The following is a 16,286-nucleotide window of genomic DNA, read 5'->3' on the forward strand; positions in this document are numbered from 1 at the left end:
ACTACGGCGAACCATCGCTGCCGTGGCTGCCCAACCAGGAGTTTTGATGGCCGACGCAACCCCTGTATTCGACGAGATGGGCTGGCCGGAGAACGTTCGCGCGCCGTATGCGCTGATCGATTCCTGGCTGAAATCGATGCCCGCCGAGCAGCTGGCGCTCAAGCGCCGCGAGGCGGAGGTGCTGTTTCGCCGTATCGGCATCACCTTTGCGGTGTACACCGAGGGCGGGGACCCGGAGCGGCTGATCCCGTTCGACTTCATTCCGCGCGTGATGGCACAGGCGGAATGGCTGCGTTTGCGCCAGGGTTTGGAGCAGCGCGCCAAGGCCTTGAACGCGTTTATCCACGACGTGTACCACGACCGCGACATCGTGCGCGCAGGCCGCATTCCGGAAAAGCTAATCCTGCACAACAGCGAGTTCCGGCCGGAAATGGCCGGGCTCGATCTGCCGGGCCAGATGTATTCGCATATCGCCGGCATCGACATGGTGCGTACCGGCCCCGACGACTATTACGTGCTGGAAGACAACTGCCGCACGCCCTCGGGCGTCTCCTACATGGTCGAGAACCGCGAGGTGATGCAGCGGCTGTTTCCGGACCTGTTCCGGCGCAACCGCGTGGCCCCGGTGGCGCACTATCCCGACGAGCTGCTCGCCACACTGCGTTCGCTGGCGCCGCCCAACTGTCCCGGCGAGCCGACGGTGGTACTGCTGACCCCCGGCATCCACAACAGCGCCTACTACGAGCATGCGTTTCTGGCCGACGAGATGGGCATCGACCTGGTCGAAGGCGCCGACCTGGTCGTCGACAAGGACGTCTGCTACCAACGCACGACGGCCGGCCTGTCGCGCGTCGACGTGATTTACCGGCGGATCGACGACGACTACCTCGATCCGCTGATCTTCAAACCGAATTCGATGCTCGGCGTGCCTGGGCTGCATTTTGCCAACCGCGCGGGCAACCTCACGCTGACCAACGCCATCGGTGCCGGCATCGCCGACGACAAGGCGGTATACATCCACGTGCCGGAGATGATCCGCTTCTATCTCGGCGAAGAGCCGCTGTTGCGCAACGTGCCCACCCACGACTGCAGCAAGCCGGACGAATTGCGCTACGTGCTGGAGCATCTCGACGAACTGGTGGTCAAGGCGGTCCACGGCTCCGGCGGCTACGGCATGCTGGTCGGACCGCACGCCAGCCGCACCGAGCTGGACGATTTCCGCGCCTTGCTGAAAACGCGTCCGAACGACTACATCGCACAGCCCACGCTGGCGCTGTCGACGGTGCCGACCTTCGTCGACGCCGGCATCGCGCCGCGCCATGTCGATCTGCGGCCGTTCGTGCTGTGTGGCGCCGATCGCATTCGTGTGGTGCCCGGCGGCCTCACCCGCGTGGCATTGAAAGAGGGCTCGCTCGTGGTGAACTCCTCACAGGGCGGTGGCACCAAAGACACCTGGGTACTGGAAAGCTGATGCTGGCACGCACCGCAGAAAACCTGTTCTGGCTCTCGCGTTACATGGAACGCGCCGACTATGTCGCTCGCCTGCTGCAGGTGGCCGGCCAGATGAACGCCGTTCGCGTGGACAGCGAACGCAATAGCGAGTGGGAGTCCGCGATCGTCGCCGCCGGCGGCAGCGAGAGCTACTACGCACGCCACGAGACCGCCGACGAACCGTCGGTCATCCAGTTTCTCGCCTTCGACGCCGACAACCCCTCCTCCATCGTCAACTGCATCGAGGTCGCGCGCCGCAATGCGCGCGCCGTGCGTACCGCGCTGACGGCCGATATGTGGGAGGCGGTCAACACCACCTGGCAGGAGCTTTCCACCTACCGCAACACGCCGATGACCGAGGACCTGCTGTCCGAATTCCTCGAATGGGTGAAGTCGCGCGTCGGACTGTTTCACGGCGTGTGCTCCAACGCGATGCTGCGCCGCGACGGCTTTCATTTCGTGCGCGTCGGCCAGTATCTCGAACGCGCCGACAACACCGCGCGCCTGCTCGACGTGAAGTATCACGTGAAGCTTCCCTCGGTAAACGACGTCGGCGGCGTGGTCGATTATTACCAGTGGCTGGCGATTCTTCGGGTGGTCGGTGCACGCCGCGCCTACCGCGTCATGTTCAAGGGGCAGGTCGAGCCGGCCCACGTGGCCGAGCTGCTGATCATGCGCGGCGAATTTCCGCGCTCGCTGGCGTTTTGCTACAACCAGATCACCCAGCACCTGGACCTGATCGAGGATCAGGATCCGCAGCGCGCCGCCGAAGCCAAGCGGCAGGCGCACGCGATCTACACCAATCTTCGTTACGGCCGCATCGACTACATCATCAACAACGGCCTGCACGAATATCTCACCGACCTGATCGTTCGCACCGAAACACTGGGCGCACAGATCTCCGAAGGACATCTTTTTTAACCATGCAGCTGACCATCGTTCACGACACCGTTTACCGCTACGGTCAGGCTGCCAGCATGATCATCCAGGCGCTGCGCATGTGGCCTGCGCCGAGCGCCGGCCAGACGATCGGCAGCTGGCAGGTGGACGTCGACGGCCGGCGGCTGCATCCCACTTGTAGCGACGGTTTCGGCAACCCCGTCGCCACCCACACCGTCGACCGCAGCGTGGAAACCCTGCGCCTGTCGGTGCGCGGCTCGGTCAACACGCGCGATATGCATGGCGTGCATGGCGATCGGAAAGAGCTGCTGCCGCCGATGTTCTATCTGTCGTCGACGCCACTGACGGAAAGCAACGCGGAAATCGATGAGCTGGCGAAATCATCCGCCGGCGACGGCAAGGATCTGGAGCGGCTGCATCGGTTGACCAACGGCGTGCGCGATCGCATCGACTACCTGCCCTACCAGACCGACGCGGAAACCACGGCGGTGGAGGCGTTCGCCGCGCAGGCCGGCGTGTGCCAGGACCACGCCCATGTGCTGATCGCCGCGGCCCGTTCGCTGGGCTTTCCCGCCCGATACGTCAGCGGCTACCTCTGTCCTGTCGAGGGCACCGCAGCGGCCAGTCACGCCTGGGCGGAGATCTTCGTTGCCGATCTGGGTTGGCTGGGCTTCGATGCGGCCAATCGCCAGTCGCCGGACGAGCGCTACGTGCGCATCGCCTGCGGGCGCGACTATCGCGATGCCGCGCCGGTGCGCGGCGTGCGTCTGGGCGGCATCGCCGAGTCGCTTGAAGTAGAAGTATCCATCGCCGAATCCGGGCAGTCGCAATCCCAATCGCAGTCCTGGTAATTCTGACGACAGACTATTTGCAGTTCAGCGCAGCTGGCTGTCCTTGCTGCCGCGCCGGTTGTAGATGCCGGCCGCCTGCTCCTCATCATGCGTTTCCTGGCAGGTCACGCATAGGCGCACACCGGGCACGGCCTTGCGGCGTGCCTCGGGAATGGCCGCGTCGCATTCCTCGCAATGAGTCAAGCCCGGACCCTGCCGCAGCTGGCGGCGCGCCCGCGTCACCGCATCGTTGACGGTGGCATCGATCTGATCCTGTACGGCGCCGTCGCCGGCCCAACCGGTTGCCATAAGAGTCTCCTGTCCAGCCGATGCCTGGAGAGCCTGATCGCTCCGGCATGAAGTCTACGTCTGGAAACATGGGGACTATCCCGACCATTTCCACCGGCCGCCACACTCCCATTCAGACCTATGAGCGTCGCAGACCCACCGCATGCACCGCATCAATCCGCTGACTCGGGTGTCGCCAGCAGAGCCAGCAGCGTCAGCACTGCCGCTGCCGCAAGGTAATAACCCACATAGGCAAGACCGTAGCTCCTGGCCAGCGAGGTAGCGATATACGGCGCCAACGATGCGCCGAAGATCCCTGCCATATTGAACGCCAGCGATGCGCCCGTGTAGCGCACGGCAGTGGGAAACATTTGCGCCAGGATCGTGCCCAGCGGTCCGTAGGTCAGACCCATCACACCCAGCCCCAGCGCCAGAAACAACAGCACGCTGCCGCTGCTTCCCGCGGCGAACAGTGGTGCAAAGCCGATGCCGAACACGATGATCAGCAGCGTGGAAAGAATCATGGTGAAGCGGCTGCCGCGGCGATCGGCCAGCATCGCCGACAACGGAATGGTCGCGCCGAAGAAAAGCACGCCGACCATCTGCAGTATCAGGAACTGCTCGCGCGAATAGCCCAGCTTGGTGGTCGCCCAGCTCAGCGCAAACACTGTCATCAGATAGAACAGCACAAACGTCGCCAGCGCGGCGAAGGTGCCCGCCAGCAGAGGCCTCGGGTATTTGGTGATCACCGTGAGCATCGGCAGCTTGACGCGCTCGTGGTGCGCCATGGCCTTGGCAAAGGCGGGTGTCTCTTGCAGCTTCAGCCGCATCCACAGGCCGATCAGCACCAGCACCGCGCTGGCCAGAAACGGCACGCGCCAGCCCCATGCGAAAAAGGCCTGGTCGCCGATGCCCTGCGTCAGCCATAGAAACAGCCCGCTGGAAAAGAAAAAGCCGATCGGCGCACCCAGCTGCGGAAACATGCCGTACCACGCGCGCTTGCCCGGTGGCGCGTTTTCGATCGCCAGCAGCACCGCACCGCCCCACTCGCCGCCCAGACCCAGCCCCTGGCCGAAACGGCACAGCGCCAGCAGCAGCGGCGCCACCACGCCGATACTCGCGTACGTCGGCAAGAGGCCAATGGCTACCGTGGAAATACCCATCGTCAGGAGCGCAGCCACCAGCGTCGCCTTGCGCCCGACCCGATCGCCGAAATGCCCGAATACGGCCGAACCGATCGGCCGTGCAAAAAATGCCAGCGCAAACGTGGCAAACGACTGCAGCGCCGCCGAGGCCGGATCGGCGGATGGAAAAAACAGCTTGGGAAAAACCAGCACCGCGGCCGTGGCGTAGATATAGAAATCGAAAAACTCAATCGTCGTACCGATCAGGCTGGCAAACAGGATGCGACTGGGCGAATTGGCGGGCGCGGTAGGTGCTTGGCTCATTCCAGGATGTTCCGACAGTGCAGGCTGTTCGATTCTGCCAGAGCAGGCACGACGGCGCTGGATACTTTTTTATCGCCACCGATGCCTGCTAGAGATGTGCATCGGTTTTTAGCCACGTTTGAGTAAACGTCGCCGGCGTATTCGCGGCGGAACAAAACTGGCCGGAAAACGCTTGCTTGTAGGTATCGGTTCCGATCTGTACGATCGCTGTCGCCGTGATGACGCAATGGTGGCCGTCGTAGACATCGCCCGATACCCAGCGAAGTTCGGCTGTCGCTTCGGCGCCTGGCGCGATGCCTAGCGGAAGGATGACAGGCCCCGGATGCATGCCCTTAGGCACCTGTCGCACGATCGACAACGCTCGATGCGCAGCATCTTCGAAGCGCAGTTCTGGCAGCGCCGGCACGCGACAGGCATCCACTCCGATGTTTCGCACGACCATCAGCGTACCGGCGTGCGACATGCCGGAAAAATGGCCGTTCTCGCCATCGAACGTGATGGATACCTGCGATGTGCCGCAAGCCGGCAACACGCGGGTTGACAACGGCGGCAGTGACGACGAGGCAGCCAATGCTGCAATAGCCAATGAAACGATCAAGTCGGCCTCCTCGAGGATAGGGTGAGCACCGATGCTCACCATCGCACGGTGAATCCGGAATGACTGCCGCCCCGCCACAGCACTGCATGTGAGTCTCCAGAATCTATCTGCGCGGTTTCACCACCTCGCCGTCTTCCTTGACGAAAGGCTCGGCGAAGGGGGGCAGGACATCCATCACGCGTTCGGACGGCCGGCACAGCCGCGTGCCCAGCGACGTCACCACGAAGGGCCGATTGATCAGGATGGGATGCGCGATCATCGCATCCAGCAACGCATCATCGCTTGTGCCTGCCGCATCCAGGCCCAGTTCGGCGCAGAGCTTTTCTTTTTCGCGCAAGGCCGCGCGCGGCGTCAGCCCGGCATCGTCGATCAACTGCTTCAACCGCGTCCGGCCCGGCGGGTTTTCCAAATAGTCCACGATGGTCGGCTCGATGCCGACATGCCGGATCAAGGCCAGCACGTTGCGCGAGGTGCCGCATGCAGGGTTGTGATAGATAGTGGCGGTCATCTCGGACATCTATTCGTCTGCGTTGGCTGGAATTTGAGCGGAAGAAACAACGCCTGCGGCCAGCGACAGCGCGCGTGCTTCGACTGAACCTTTGCGCTCGCTGTAACGGTCGACCAGGTAATCGCTGCGATCGCGAATCATCAGGGTGAACTTGAACAGCTCTTCCATCACGTCCACCATGCGATCGTAATACGGCGAGGGCCTCATGCGGCCCGCGTCATCGAACTCCTCCCAAGCCTTGGGCACCGACGACTGATTCGGAATGGTCACCATGCGCATCCAGCGCCCAAGCAAGCGCAGCGCATTGACGACGTTGAACGACTGCGAGCCGCCGCACACCTGCATCACCGCCAGCGTGCGTCCCTGCGTCGGGCGGACGCTGCCCTCTTCCAGAGGCAGCCAGTCGATCTGGTTTTTGAACACGCCGGTCACCGCACCGTGCCGCTCCGGACTCACCCACACTTGTCCTTCCGACCACAGCGACAGTTCACGCAGTTCGCGCACTTTCGGATGACTGGCCGGCACACTGTCCAGCATCGGAAGATCGAGCGGATCGAACACGCGCGTTTCCGCACCGAACTGGCGCAGGATGCGCTCCGCCTCCAGCGCAAGCTTGCGACTGAACGACTGCGACCGCAGCGACCCGTAAAGAATCAGGATCCGCGGTGGATGGTCGGCAGCGTGGGATAAGCCGAGTTTGGCGCTATCTGGAGTATCCAGCGTATCGGCTGAAATATTGGGCAGATCGTTCATCGGTGTTTCCATCGTTCGTAAGCCAGCGTGGTCACCGGCGACATCGCCACGGTTGCCTCGATCAAACAATTCTATCATTATGGAAATATCGAACAAGAGATACACAGCCATCGTCATGCAGAGCAAACAGGCGGTCACCATTCTTTCCGCATTGGCGCAATCGTCGCGTCTGGCGGTCTATCGCCTGCTGATCGAACACGCACCCGATGGCCTGGCGGCCAGTGCCATCGCGCAGAAGCTGGGTTTGGCCAATGCCACGCTGTCCTTCCATCTGAAGGAGCTTTCCCACGCAGGCCTGGTGGCGAGCCGGCAGGAAGGTCGATTTATCTATTACTCCCCCGTGATCGCGGCGATGAACGATCTGATCGGCTACCTCACCGACCACTGCTGCAGTCAGTCCGCCCGTGGCTGCGCCACAGGCAAGGCCGGGTGCAAGCCGGCGACGGCGACCAAGCCGCGCTCGGCAGCCGCATCGAAACGCCGCAGCGCATAAGCTCGCCGCGTTATGGATTTCGTAGGTTGGGCCGAGCGCAGCGATGCCCAACATGTTTCACGGTGTCTACGTCGGGCTTCGCTGCGCTCAGCCCAACCTGCGCAAACAAATGCCCTACCGATAACCGATGCCTCACACATCGACGCGCGTACCGATCTCCACCATGCGGTTGTCGGGCAAGTGAAAATGCGTGGTCGCGGCCAGCGCATTGCGCGCCATCAAGGCAAACAGATGCGCGCGCCACAGCGACATGCCATGCAGCCGTGAAGGCACGATGTTTTCGCGGCTGGCAAAATAGGTCAGCCTGTTCGGATCGACCGGCTCACCGTCGATTTCCATGGCGCTCAGCGCTTGCGGCACATCGGTATCTTCGGCAAAACCGAAGCGCAGATTGACCTGATGGAAGCCATCGCCGAGCTCGATATGATGCAGGCGATTCGTCGTCGAGACGAAAGGCGCGTTGACGAACTCCAGCGTCAGTACGATGTTGGTGTGATGAAGCACGCGGTTGTGCTTGAGGTTGTGCAGCAAAGCTACCGGCACACCGCTGCTGCGTGCAGTGAGAAACACCGCGCTGCCCTCGACACGATGCGGCGGATGCGCGGCGATGCCGGTGACGAAGCTTTTAAGCTCCAGTCCGTCGCGGCTCAGGTGACTGATCAGAATCTGCCGACCGCGGTGCCAGCTCGACATCAGCACATACATCATCACGCCGAGCAGCAGCGGGAACCAGCCACCCGATGCGATCTTCAAAATGTTGGCGCCGAAAAATGCCACGTCGATGGTGATAAGCACGATACCCAGCGGCACCAGTGCCACATAACGCCACTGCCACCCGAAGCGCGCGTACAGCACCGCGAGAATGGTCGTGACCAGCATCGTGCCGCTCACCGCAATGCCGTAAGCCGAGGCCAGCGCATCGGACGAGCGAAAGATCAGCACCGCAGCCATGACCAGTATCAGCAGCAGCAGGTTGATGCCCGGCAAATACACCTGTCCTTCCACATGGTGCGACGTGTGCTGCACACGCATGCGCGGCAGGTAACCCAGCAGCATCGCCTGGCGCGCCATCGAAAACGCACCGGCGATCACCGCCTGCGACGCGATCACCGTCGCCAGCGCCGCCAGCACGATCATCGGGTACAACAGCGCATGTGGCACCATGCGATAAAACGGCATCTCCCCAGCGGCAGCGTTACCCAGCAGGTAAGCGCCCTGGCCGAAATAGCTCAGCAGCAGGCACGGGAGCACCAGCGCAAACCACGCCACGCGAATGGAGCCGGCGCCGAAGTGGCCCATATCGGCGTACAGCGCTTCGGCACCGGTCAGTACAAGGATCACCGCGCCCAGCGTTTCAAATCCGCGGAAACCGTTGGTGCCGAAATAATGCAGTGCATACATCGGATCGATGGCCCACAGCACCTCGGGCCGATCGATCAGGCGATAAACGCCCAGTATCGCAATGACCACCAGCCACAGCGCCATCACCGGCCCGAAGATCTTGCCCACGTGTGCGGAGCCCATGCGCTGCAATAAAAAAAGCCCGAACAGAATCACGATGCTGATTAGCAAGACCCAGGCTTTTAGCGCGGGCGCCGCCAGCTGCAGGCCCTCCACGGCCGAAAGCACCGACACCGCCGGCGTAATCACGCTGTCGCCAAAGAACAGCGCGGCGCCGATCAATCCCAGCGAAAGCGCGACCGCCAGCAGAGCACGCGGAATCTTGTCGCGGCAGACTTCGCGCGTCAGTGCCATCAGCGACATGATGCCGCCTTCGCCGTTATTGTTCGCCCGCATGATGAACGCCACGTACTTGCACGACACCACGATGATCAGCGCCCAGAACACCAGCGACAGCAGACCCAACACATTGTCGTGACTAGCCTGCACACCATGGGAATCAAACGCCGCCTGCAGCGCATACAGCGGGCTCGTGGCGATATCGCCGAACACCACGCCCAGTGCGCTCGTGACAAGCGCTGCAGAGATCGACTGAACCTTCGAAGCAGGATGCGGTGGGGCTTGGCTGTTCACGGAGGCAACTTGGTGGAAATCCAGGGCGCAGCTTAAGGGATAACGTGCTGGTTTTAGATCAACGAACGCAGCATGCCCAAGTCGCGTACGAAATGCGCAATAGCCTCCCCGCGTTCTCGTTCGTCCGGCAACCGCAGGAGATAGGACGGATGCACGGTGGCGAAGGCCCCGATACCGTTATCGAGGGTAATCCACTGGCCGCGCTGCTCAAGCAGGCGAAAGTTCTTGCCGAAGATGGCCTGCGCCGCCATCGCACCGAGGCAGACGATGGTCTTTGGCGCAACGCGCTGAATTTCGGCAAGCAACCAAGGTCGACACGCCGACTGCTCGGAGGCGTGGGCGCGCGAGTGGATGCGGCGTTTGCCGCGCGGCTCGAACTTGAAGTGCTTGACGGTATTGGTGACGTAAAGCTGGCTGCGCTCGACGCCGGCCTGCGCCAGCGCCTGATCGAACAACTGACCGGCCGGGCCGACAAAGGGGCGGCCGGCCAAATCCTCCTGATCGCCCGGCTGCTCGCCGATCACCATGATATGCGCATTGTCGGGGCCTTCACCGAATACCGTCTGCGTCGCCGGTTCCCACAAGGGACACGCCCGGCATTGCCCGGCCTGCAGGCGCAACTCGGCGAGGCTGCCTTGCGGCAGCGCGGACGGCTGTCGTGGCAACGGTGCGGGAATGTGCTTTTTCGGTTGGGTCGGCGCCCTCTGCACCATCGCATCCATGCGCGCAGAAGCGTCGCGGATGAGACCGGGGATCAGCGCGGCCTCGGGCATGTTTTTCCAGTAGCGTACCGGCATCTCGTTCTTCATCGCCTGCACTTTCAGCCGCGCCGGATTGAAGATATTCGCGAAGTACGTCAGCCATAGAGCTTCCAGCGCATCCTCGTTCGGCGCGTCGGCTTTCTGCGCGCCGGCACCGAAGCTGATGGTTTCACCATTCCAGTGGGCGCTGCGCGTCGGTGTGAGTATCGACCAGTGCATGCCGGCAAAACGCCGCACAAAGAACGGCGCCACCCGTGGAAGGATGTCATGTGATGGCTCGAACCACGCAATGAAGACGGAGCCTTGCGGCTGCGCTACTTCGCGAAAGCGCACGAAGGCTTTCATCTTATGCATGTCACGCCGCACGGCCTTGGCCGCCTGCTCGCACCAGGCCACGTCGTCATCGCTGGCGATATGCAACAGCTGGCGTTCGCCATGGGTGAGGCGCCAGAGCAAGCGATACAGAACGGCGTGGCGACGCGCGTCGGCATGCGCCAGCACTGTACTGGCAAGGCTCAGAAACTCACGCGGTACCGTCCCAGCTGGCTTGGCCTCACGCAATGGCTGATGAGCTGGCGATGATTCCGCCGGCAGCAGACCCGCCCTCTCGCCAACCTGCCATTGCACATCCGACGGCAGCACGTCTTCGGCCAGCAGAGCGCGCGCCTGACCACGCCATTCGGCCAAATCGCTGCCATCGTGCAGAACGACCAGGCGCATCAGTGACCGAACAAATCAGCCTGGCGCGGCGTGGTGTCGAGATGACGCAGCGCGCCGCTTTCGCCGTCCACGCGCGGGCGGTGATCGATCGTGGCAACGAACGGCGCGACCTTGCGCACCGGCACGCGCAGCTTCACCAGATCGTCGTAACGCAGCTTGCGATGCACGCGCATGCCGAGCAGCCGCTGCACCGTGCGCACGCCCAGACCCGGCACGCGCAGCAGCATTTCTTTCGGCGCGCGGTTCAGGTCGACCGGAAACTGTTCGCGATGGCGCAGCGCCCAGGCCATCTTCGGATCGACGTCCAGATCGAGCATGCCGCTATCGTTGGCTGGCGCGATCTCGTCGACTTGGAAGCCGTAGAAGCGCATCAGCCAATCGGCCTGATACAGCCGATGCTCGCGCACCAGCGGCGGCGGACGCAGCGGCAAGGCCTTGGAGGCGTCGGGAATGGGACTGAAGGCCGAGTAATACACGCGCTTGAGCTTGTAGTTGGCATAAAGATTCGTGCTGCTGGTGAGCACATCACGATCGCTGGAAGCATCGGCGCCGACGATCATCTGTGTGCTCTGTCCGGCTGGCGCGAAGCGTGGCGCCTTCTTTTCTGCTTTTGCCTCATCGATACCCATGCGCAGACGCCCCATCGCGCGGCGGATATCGCGCAGATCCTTTTCCGGCGCCAGCGCCTTCAGCCCACCTTCGGTCGGCATTTCGACATTGATGCTGAGGCGATCGGCCCAGCGCGCGGCGTCGGAGAGCAGTTCGGGCGACGCGTCGGGAATGGTCTTTAGATGAATGTAGCCGCCAAACCGGTGATCCACGCGCAGGCTACGCGCCACCTGCACCAGCATCTCCATGGTGTAATCGGGCGACTGGATGATGCCCGAGGAAAGAAACAAACCTTCGATGTAATTGCGCCGATAGAAGTCCATCGTCAATTGCACGACTTCTGCCACGGTAAAGCGTGCGCGCTGCACGTTGCTGGTACGTCGATTGATGCAGTAGGCGCAGTCGTAGACGCAGAAGTTGGTCAGCAGAATCTTCAGCAGCGAGATGCAGCGGCCGTCCGGCGCATACGCATGGCAAATCCCCATGCCCTCGTTCGAGCCGATGCCGCCGGTTTTCAGAGAATCGCGCTTCTGCCCGCCGCTGGACGAGCACGAAGCGTCGTACTTGGCAGCGTCCGCGAGAATGGCGAGCTTTTCGGAGAGTTTCATCAGGGCACCATAATGGCGCAGCCGATGCGGCATGAGTGTGTAGAAGCCGCAGTGTCGCGACCATCTGTCGCAAGCGCTGCGACGGAGCCCGTGGTTCAGTGGCGGAAGAACAGATAGATGGCGCTGTACGGCACACGGACTTCGGCACCGGCATGGACAGCATCGCAGCCACCTGCCGGCGCCACGCCGCCTTCGGTACGCGTACGCACCACGTAGTCGACGTTGGACATCAGGCCATGGCCGGTATGCGACTTCGCCTGCAGTACGATCCACGCAATCGCACCAGCGTTCGGTGACGGCGAAACATTCAGCGGATTGCCGACAACCGTACTACCGTCGATAGCCTGCCACGTGGGACCGGCGAAGTGCTTTCCGATCGGTTGGCCACGAGCATCACTCAGGTTGGCATCGGGGGCTTTCAACGTCCATGCGTAACTGTCGCTTGCCGATTTGCAGGTATAGATCTGCACGCCCTTGCCAAACGCCTCAATGGCGGACGGCGTAGCCGCCGAGCTATAAGCATGTGCGACGCAGGCGAAGCCGGCGATTGCAACTGCGGTGCTGATGGATACCTTGCGCATCAATAGTCTCCAGAATGTCCCTGCGAAGCCTACTCGTCGATCTGACAGTATGCAGTAGCCTAATCATCGCCGTGGCTTCCATTTTTCCGCACCGCGGTATTGCCATGACCACCTGCAACGGCCATATAAAAAGAGGGCCGCCCAAGGCGACCCTCTTTCTGCGTCACTTCACGTGACACCTCGCTTGCCATCGCCTCACTGCGTCAGCGCATTGATCAAGGCCGCGCCCTGCGGGCTGCCCCAACCGGTGACCAAGTCGAAACCCGCCACCGCATTGAAACCGGAACCGCTGCCTTCGTCTGGCTTGTTGTTGCCGCTGGTGATGTCGTGGAACTGGCTCTTGTAGCTGGAGCCAACGCCAAGGTTGTAGATCTTGGTGTTGACGAAGCCCAGCGTCCCTTTGCCAGCCGCCACGGACTGCTGGTTGGCCAGCGCCAGCAGTCCGGCCCAGCGCGGGGCGGCGAAACTGGTGCCGCCGAAACCGGTTTCGAACGAACCGTTGCTGACCGTCGGATTGTCGTAGTTCGCTTCGGCCGCCACGTCAGGATCGTTGCGGTAGGTGCTCGACGCCTTGTTGGTGCTGGTGATGACACCGCTCAACTTCTGGTAGGTCGGCGTCGAATAACCCGCTTTGCTGTAGTAGCCACCGCTGCTGCCACTCCAGCCGGTTTCCGAACTCCAGGCACCACCGGGACCGGTCGTGGTGAGATCGGTACCGCCGACATCCAGAATGTTCGGATCGAGCGACGGTGGAAGCCAGGTGCTGGAGTTGTAGGCGCCATCGTCGCCCGTGGCGTTGAGGAAGGTCTGCCCCTGCGCAGCGAACTGCTTGTAGATCGCGTCGTCCGAGGAGCCGAAATCGCCACCGCCCCAGGAACTGGAAATCACCTTGGCGATATTGTCCGTCGCCATCTGGTTGAGGATATCGCCAGCGCTGGTGCCCTCATAGAAAAGCACCTGCTGCAAACCAGGCGCCATGCCGATGACATTGACGATGTCCAGCACCTGCTCGCCGTCGTCGCAGGTGGACGTGCCGCTGCCATCGCCTGCATCACAGACGCCGCTGTATCCGTTGACCAACACGTTCTTGACCGGCACCGAGGATTTCATGCCCGTCTTGCTGTAATAAAGCGTCACGTCGGAGGACTTGTAGCCGTCATAGGAAAAAATGGCCACGGTCTGACCGGCGCCGGTAAGCGAGCCCGAACCGTAATACGCCGCGCGCATATCGCTGGGCAGGTACTCGCCCGACGGACCGGAACCATGCGTGGCCTTGATCGCCTGCATGTGCTGCAAGTCGCTTCCATGCACGAGATGGTTCTTCGGCGGATTGACGTTAGTCAGGCCGGTGATGTCCAGCAGCGGCACCGCGAGATCCAGCGTCGGCTCGCGATCGGGTGCAAAGAAGATGCGATTTTCGGTCGGGTGCCGATAGTTGCCCAGCTGCACGTGCAACGCGCGATTGATGGTATCCACCGACCCCTGCACATCCACTATGCGACGATTCGGCGTGGTCTGGGTAACCGTGAGCCCGTTCGATGTCGCCCATGCGACGACAGCATCGTAATCTTTCTGGGTCGCACCGAAGCGCTCGGTGAATTCGGCGGACGAGAGATAGTGGTGATAATTGGGGCTTTGCGGATCGCGCAGCTGCAGCAACAGGCTGTCGAGCTCGGCTTCGTTGCGCAATGGCAGAATCAGGCCGAGCTTCATGCTCTTTGTCTGATCCATGACGCCGGCATGCGCAGCCAGACCCGACGATACGGCCGCTGGCAGGTTCGCATTCAGCAGATGATTGGCGCCGACCAGCGTGTCAGTGGCCTGCGCCGCAAAACCAAGCGTCAGCGCGCTGGCGAACAGCAGCGCTGCGACCGATTTTTTGAGCACTATGTTTTTACGATTAACCGAACTGTCAGGCAGTAATTTCACAATCCATCTCTCCATGGTTTAGTGTCGGATGCGATGCCTTAGGCACCGCGCGGTCTTTCACTGCGTCCTCTGATTCATGCTGCAGCCGTTTGAATCTAGATAGCACTCATGGGGGTTGGCAATAGGACTTTTAGGAAGTCCCCAAGTAATTTCTTGCGACAAGAACCTCCATTTGGACCACGAACCGTATGCATTGCTTGGGGACACCATGAAGTTCATCGCAGTCAACAATGGCCGCTACGCGGTAACGGCCCGGCGGGCTCACTAGCAGAGAGGGGAGCGCCAGTTCCATAAGTATTGGGATCCTCGAACGCCACATCCTCCGGCTGTAGGATAGACCGCAAAAGTCATCTCTATTCGGTGCTCAGGATTCAACCAATGCGGAATCATCGACAGGCAATAGCCGTTAAAAAGTACGTCGCAAGCATTGCTGCAGCGATCTCGCTAGCCGCATGCTCCAGTGCAGGCAATTTACGCAACGACACACCTACCGCTGCCTACACAGGAACCAGTAGCGTTGGTGACGTGGCCTCGTGTGTATCGAGCGCGTGGGCGACGAAACCCTTCAAAATAGCCAATGTCCCGCTAGTCAGCGGAACCAGCCTGCAACTTCGACAGACCGACAGCAGTCCGGTTCTTGCGCTTGTAGACATCACGCCCGTGGGAGATCACACGACGGCCAAGTACTACTCGCGGATGCCGGACGACGACACTTGGTTTTTCAAGCAGGTGAAGGAATGCATGTGAACCCTGCACTCCAGAATAGATCTCGATCACCGAAAAATTCAGCGCACGCTCCGGTCTTATCCGCCGCGTACAGTATTTAGCCAACGCAGTCCTAATTTGCCCGACAGGATCGGCGCGATCGCCATCGCGGTCATCAAGGCCTGATCGTCGTACCATCGAGGCAAGACGGCCCCTGGCGGAAAGTAGCCACTCACGATGCAGGAATGATGGCTGAGAGTGCATCCTGGCCGGATCGCGCCAAGATCATCCCTCCCCTTCAACTCGCCTCAGCCTGCTGAGTCGAGCGGCCAGCGTCCCATGACTTCGTGCCTGGACTGACCAAAAAAGCTGCGGATAAGCATGAATTCGCGCGCTCTCCAGCTGATCGGTGGAATCGGCTGTTCGATCGCCTCAACCCCGTGGCCATAGAGCAGCGTAACGTGCGGCATATAGCTGGATACGCCTGGCACGAAAAGTCCCTGTGCGTACTGAGCCTGGGCGAGCGCCTTGCGTAAATTGAGCGCCGCTTGAGTGGTTGAAGCGTCCGCGCAAAGCACGAACGGAAAGCGGCCATCCGCGCTGGTGTTGCTGAAACGCATGGCGCTATCCAGCGTGACCTCGAACGCCTTCATTCGCACATTCTCAGCGGCGGCCAAAAGTGCGCCTTCCAGCGGCTGACGCAGGCGGTCCGGTTTGCCGATGGGCGTGAGCGTGATGTGCAGCCGGTCGATATCGACCGACGAACCGCCCAGCCGATGCGACTTCACGAAGCGCTCGCCAATACGGATGATCTCGGCCTTGGCCTGCTCATCTGGCAGCAGCGCGAAAAACATGTTGACGCCGTCCAACAGAAGGCGATTCGGGCTGAGTTTGAACGAGGCTTGCAAATCCATCGACGCACCTTCTCGCAAATACTTCATTTACGCGCCCGTACGAATCTTTCCGTTCGAGACAATCCAGTCGATACCAGCCAAGCCGCTGGCCGGCGTGGCTGACGTGTGCATCGCCA

At 61.6% G+C, this 16,286-nt stretch carries 16 protein-coding genes; 5 read left to right on the forward strand and 11 right to left on the reverse strand.

Translation table 11 applies throughout. The features are described 5' to 3' along the window. Nucleotides 1-136 precede the first annotated feature (136 nt). From HDE76_RS06735 to HDE76_RS06745, 3 genes are read left to right on the forward strand one after another with little or no spacing between them, the layout of a single operon-like run. The gene (locus tag HDE76_RS06735) at nucleotides 137-1,471 is read left to right on the forward strand and encodes a circularly permuted type 2 ATP-grasp protein (protein ID WP_304624923.1); all 1,335 of its coding nucleotides are present in this window, start codon (nucleotides 137-139) and stop codon (nucleotides 1,469-1,471) included. Further along, entirely contained in the window at nucleotides 1,471-2,412 is a 942-nt protein-coding gene (locus HDE76_RS06740; RefSeq protein ID WP_179479871.1) for an alpha-E domain-containing protein, read from the forward strand. The genes HDE76_RS06735 and HDE76_RS06740 overlap by 1 nt, the downstream gene beginning before the upstream one ends. Before the next feature lie 2 nt (nucleotides 2,413-2,414). After that, nucleotides 2,415-3,242, forward strand: a complete 828-nt coding sequence (locus HDE76_RS06745; protein WP_179479869.1) for a transglutaminase family protein — start codon at nucleotides 2,415-2,417, stop codon at nucleotides 3,240-3,242. A 24-nt stretch (nucleotides 3,243-3,266) separates the two neighbouring features. Here the strand turns inward: HDE76_RS06745 and HDE76_RS06750 are convergent, their stop codons facing one another. From HDE76_RS06750 to arsH, 5 genes are all read right to left on the reverse strand, one after another. Then, the gene (locus tag HDE76_RS06750) at nucleotides 3,267-3,530 is read right to left on the reverse strand and encodes a DksA/TraR family C4-type zinc finger protein (protein ID WP_179479867.1); all 264 of its coding nucleotides are present in this window, start codon (nucleotides 3,528-3,530) and stop codon (nucleotides 3,267-3,269) included. A gap of 152 nt (nucleotides 3,531-3,682) precedes the next feature. Continuing rightward, on the reverse strand, nucleotides 3,683-4,957 hold the full coding sequence (locus HDE76_RS06755; protein ID WP_179479865.1) for an MFS transporter: 1,275 nt from the start codon (nucleotides 4,955-4,957) through the stop codon (nucleotides 3,683-3,685). Between the two features lie 88 nt (nucleotides 4,958-5,045). Beyond that, the gene (locus HDE76_RS06760) at nucleotides 5,046-5,633 is read right to left on the reverse strand and encodes a DUF4232 domain-containing protein (protein WP_184506215.1); all 588 of its coding nucleotides are present in this window, start codon (nucleotides 5,631-5,633) and stop codon (nucleotides 5,046-5,048) included. Between the two features lie 25 nt (nucleotides 5,634-5,658). Further along, nucleotides 5,659-6,063 (reverse strand): arsenate reductase (glutaredoxin), encoded by a 405-nt coding sequence (gene arsC / locus HDE76_RS06765; RefSeq protein WP_184506681.1) that lies wholly within the window; start codon nucleotides 6,061-6,063, stop codon nucleotides 5,659-5,661. A gap of 9 nt (nucleotides 6,064-6,072) precedes the next feature. Further along, nucleotides 6,073-6,816 carry an arsenical resistance protein ArsH gene (arsH, locus tag HDE76_RS06770; RefSeq protein WP_184506217.1) on the reverse strand — a complete coding sequence of 248 codons (744 nt, stop codon included), beginning with the start codon at nucleotides 6,814-6,816 and terminating at the stop codon, nucleotides 6,073-6,075. A gap of 115 nt (nucleotides 6,817-6,931) precedes the next feature. On the opposite strand from arsH, the gene HDE76_RS06775 reads away from it, so the two are divergent. Continuing rightward, complete coding sequence (locus HDE76_RS06775; RefSeq protein WP_179480342.1) at nucleotides 6,932-7,309, forward strand: metalloregulator ArsR/SmtB family transcription factor; 378 nt, start codon at nucleotides 6,932-6,934, stop codon at nucleotides 7,307-7,309. 132 nt (nucleotides 7,310-7,441) lie between these two features. Here HDE76_RS06775 and HDE76_RS06780 read toward each other — a convergent pair whose 3' ends face one another. The 5 genes from HDE76_RS06780 to HDE76_RS06800 all read right to left on the reverse strand — a co-directional run bounded on the left by HDE76_RS06780 (nucleotide 7,442) and on the right by HDE76_RS06800 (nucleotide 14,551). Continuing rightward, nucleotides 7,442-9,343 (reverse strand): potassium transporter Kup, encoded by a 1,902-nt coding sequence (locus HDE76_RS06780; RefSeq protein ID WP_184506219.1) that lies wholly within the window; start codon nucleotides 9,341-9,343, stop codon nucleotides 7,442-7,444. 53 nt (nucleotides 9,344-9,396) lie between these two features. Continuing rightward, a complete protein-coding gene (locus HDE76_RS06785) occupies nucleotides 9,397-10,824 on the reverse strand; it encodes a UdgX family uracil-DNA binding protein (protein WP_184506221.1) in 1,428 nt (475 codons plus the stop codon). Beyond that, nucleotides 10,824-12,041 (reverse strand): putative DNA modification/repair radical SAM protein, encoded by a 1,218-nt coding sequence (locus HDE76_RS06790; protein WP_184506223.1) that lies wholly within the window; start codon nucleotides 12,039-12,041, stop codon nucleotides 10,824-10,826. The genes HDE76_RS06785 and HDE76_RS06790 overlap by 1 nt, the downstream gene beginning before the upstream one ends. 95 nt (nucleotides 12,042-12,136) lie before the next feature. Next, on the reverse strand, nucleotides 12,137-12,622 hold the full coding sequence (locus tag HDE76_RS06795; RefSeq protein ID WP_184506225.1) for a DUF3455 domain-containing protein: 486 nt from the start codon (nucleotides 12,620-12,622) through the stop codon (nucleotides 12,137-12,139). Nucleotides 12,623-12,817: 195 nt separating this feature from the next. Next, complete coding sequence (locus HDE76_RS06800) at nucleotides 12,818-14,551, reverse strand: S53 family serine peptidase (RefSeq protein WP_184506227.1); 1,734 nt, start codon at nucleotides 14,549-14,551, stop codon at nucleotides 12,818-12,820. Between the two features lie 378 nt (nucleotides 14,552-14,929). Here HDE76_RS06800 and HDE76_RS06805 point away from each other — a divergent pair, with 378 nt between their 5' ends. Then, nucleotides 14,930-15,298 carry a hypothetical protein gene (locus tag HDE76_RS06805; RefSeq protein ID WP_184506229.1) on the forward strand — a complete coding sequence of 123 codons (369 nt, stop codon included), beginning with the start codon at nucleotides 14,930-14,932 and terminating at the stop codon, nucleotides 15,296-15,298. A 266-nt stretch (nucleotides 15,299-15,564) separates the two neighbouring features. Here the strand turns inward: HDE76_RS06805 and HDE76_RS06810 are convergent, their stop codons facing one another. Further along, complete coding sequence (locus HDE76_RS06810) at nucleotides 15,565-16,197, reverse strand: 2'-5' RNA ligase family protein (RefSeq protein WP_255481462.1); 633 nt, start codon at nucleotides 16,195-16,197, stop codon at nucleotides 15,565-15,567. Nucleotides 16,198-16,286 lie beyond the last annotated feature (89 nt).

It is taken from the genome of Rhodanobacter sp. ANJX3 (assembly GCF_014200755.1).
Classification (GTDB): Bacteria; Pseudomonadota; Gammaproteobacteria; order Xanthomonadales; family Rhodanobacteraceae; genus Rhodanobacter.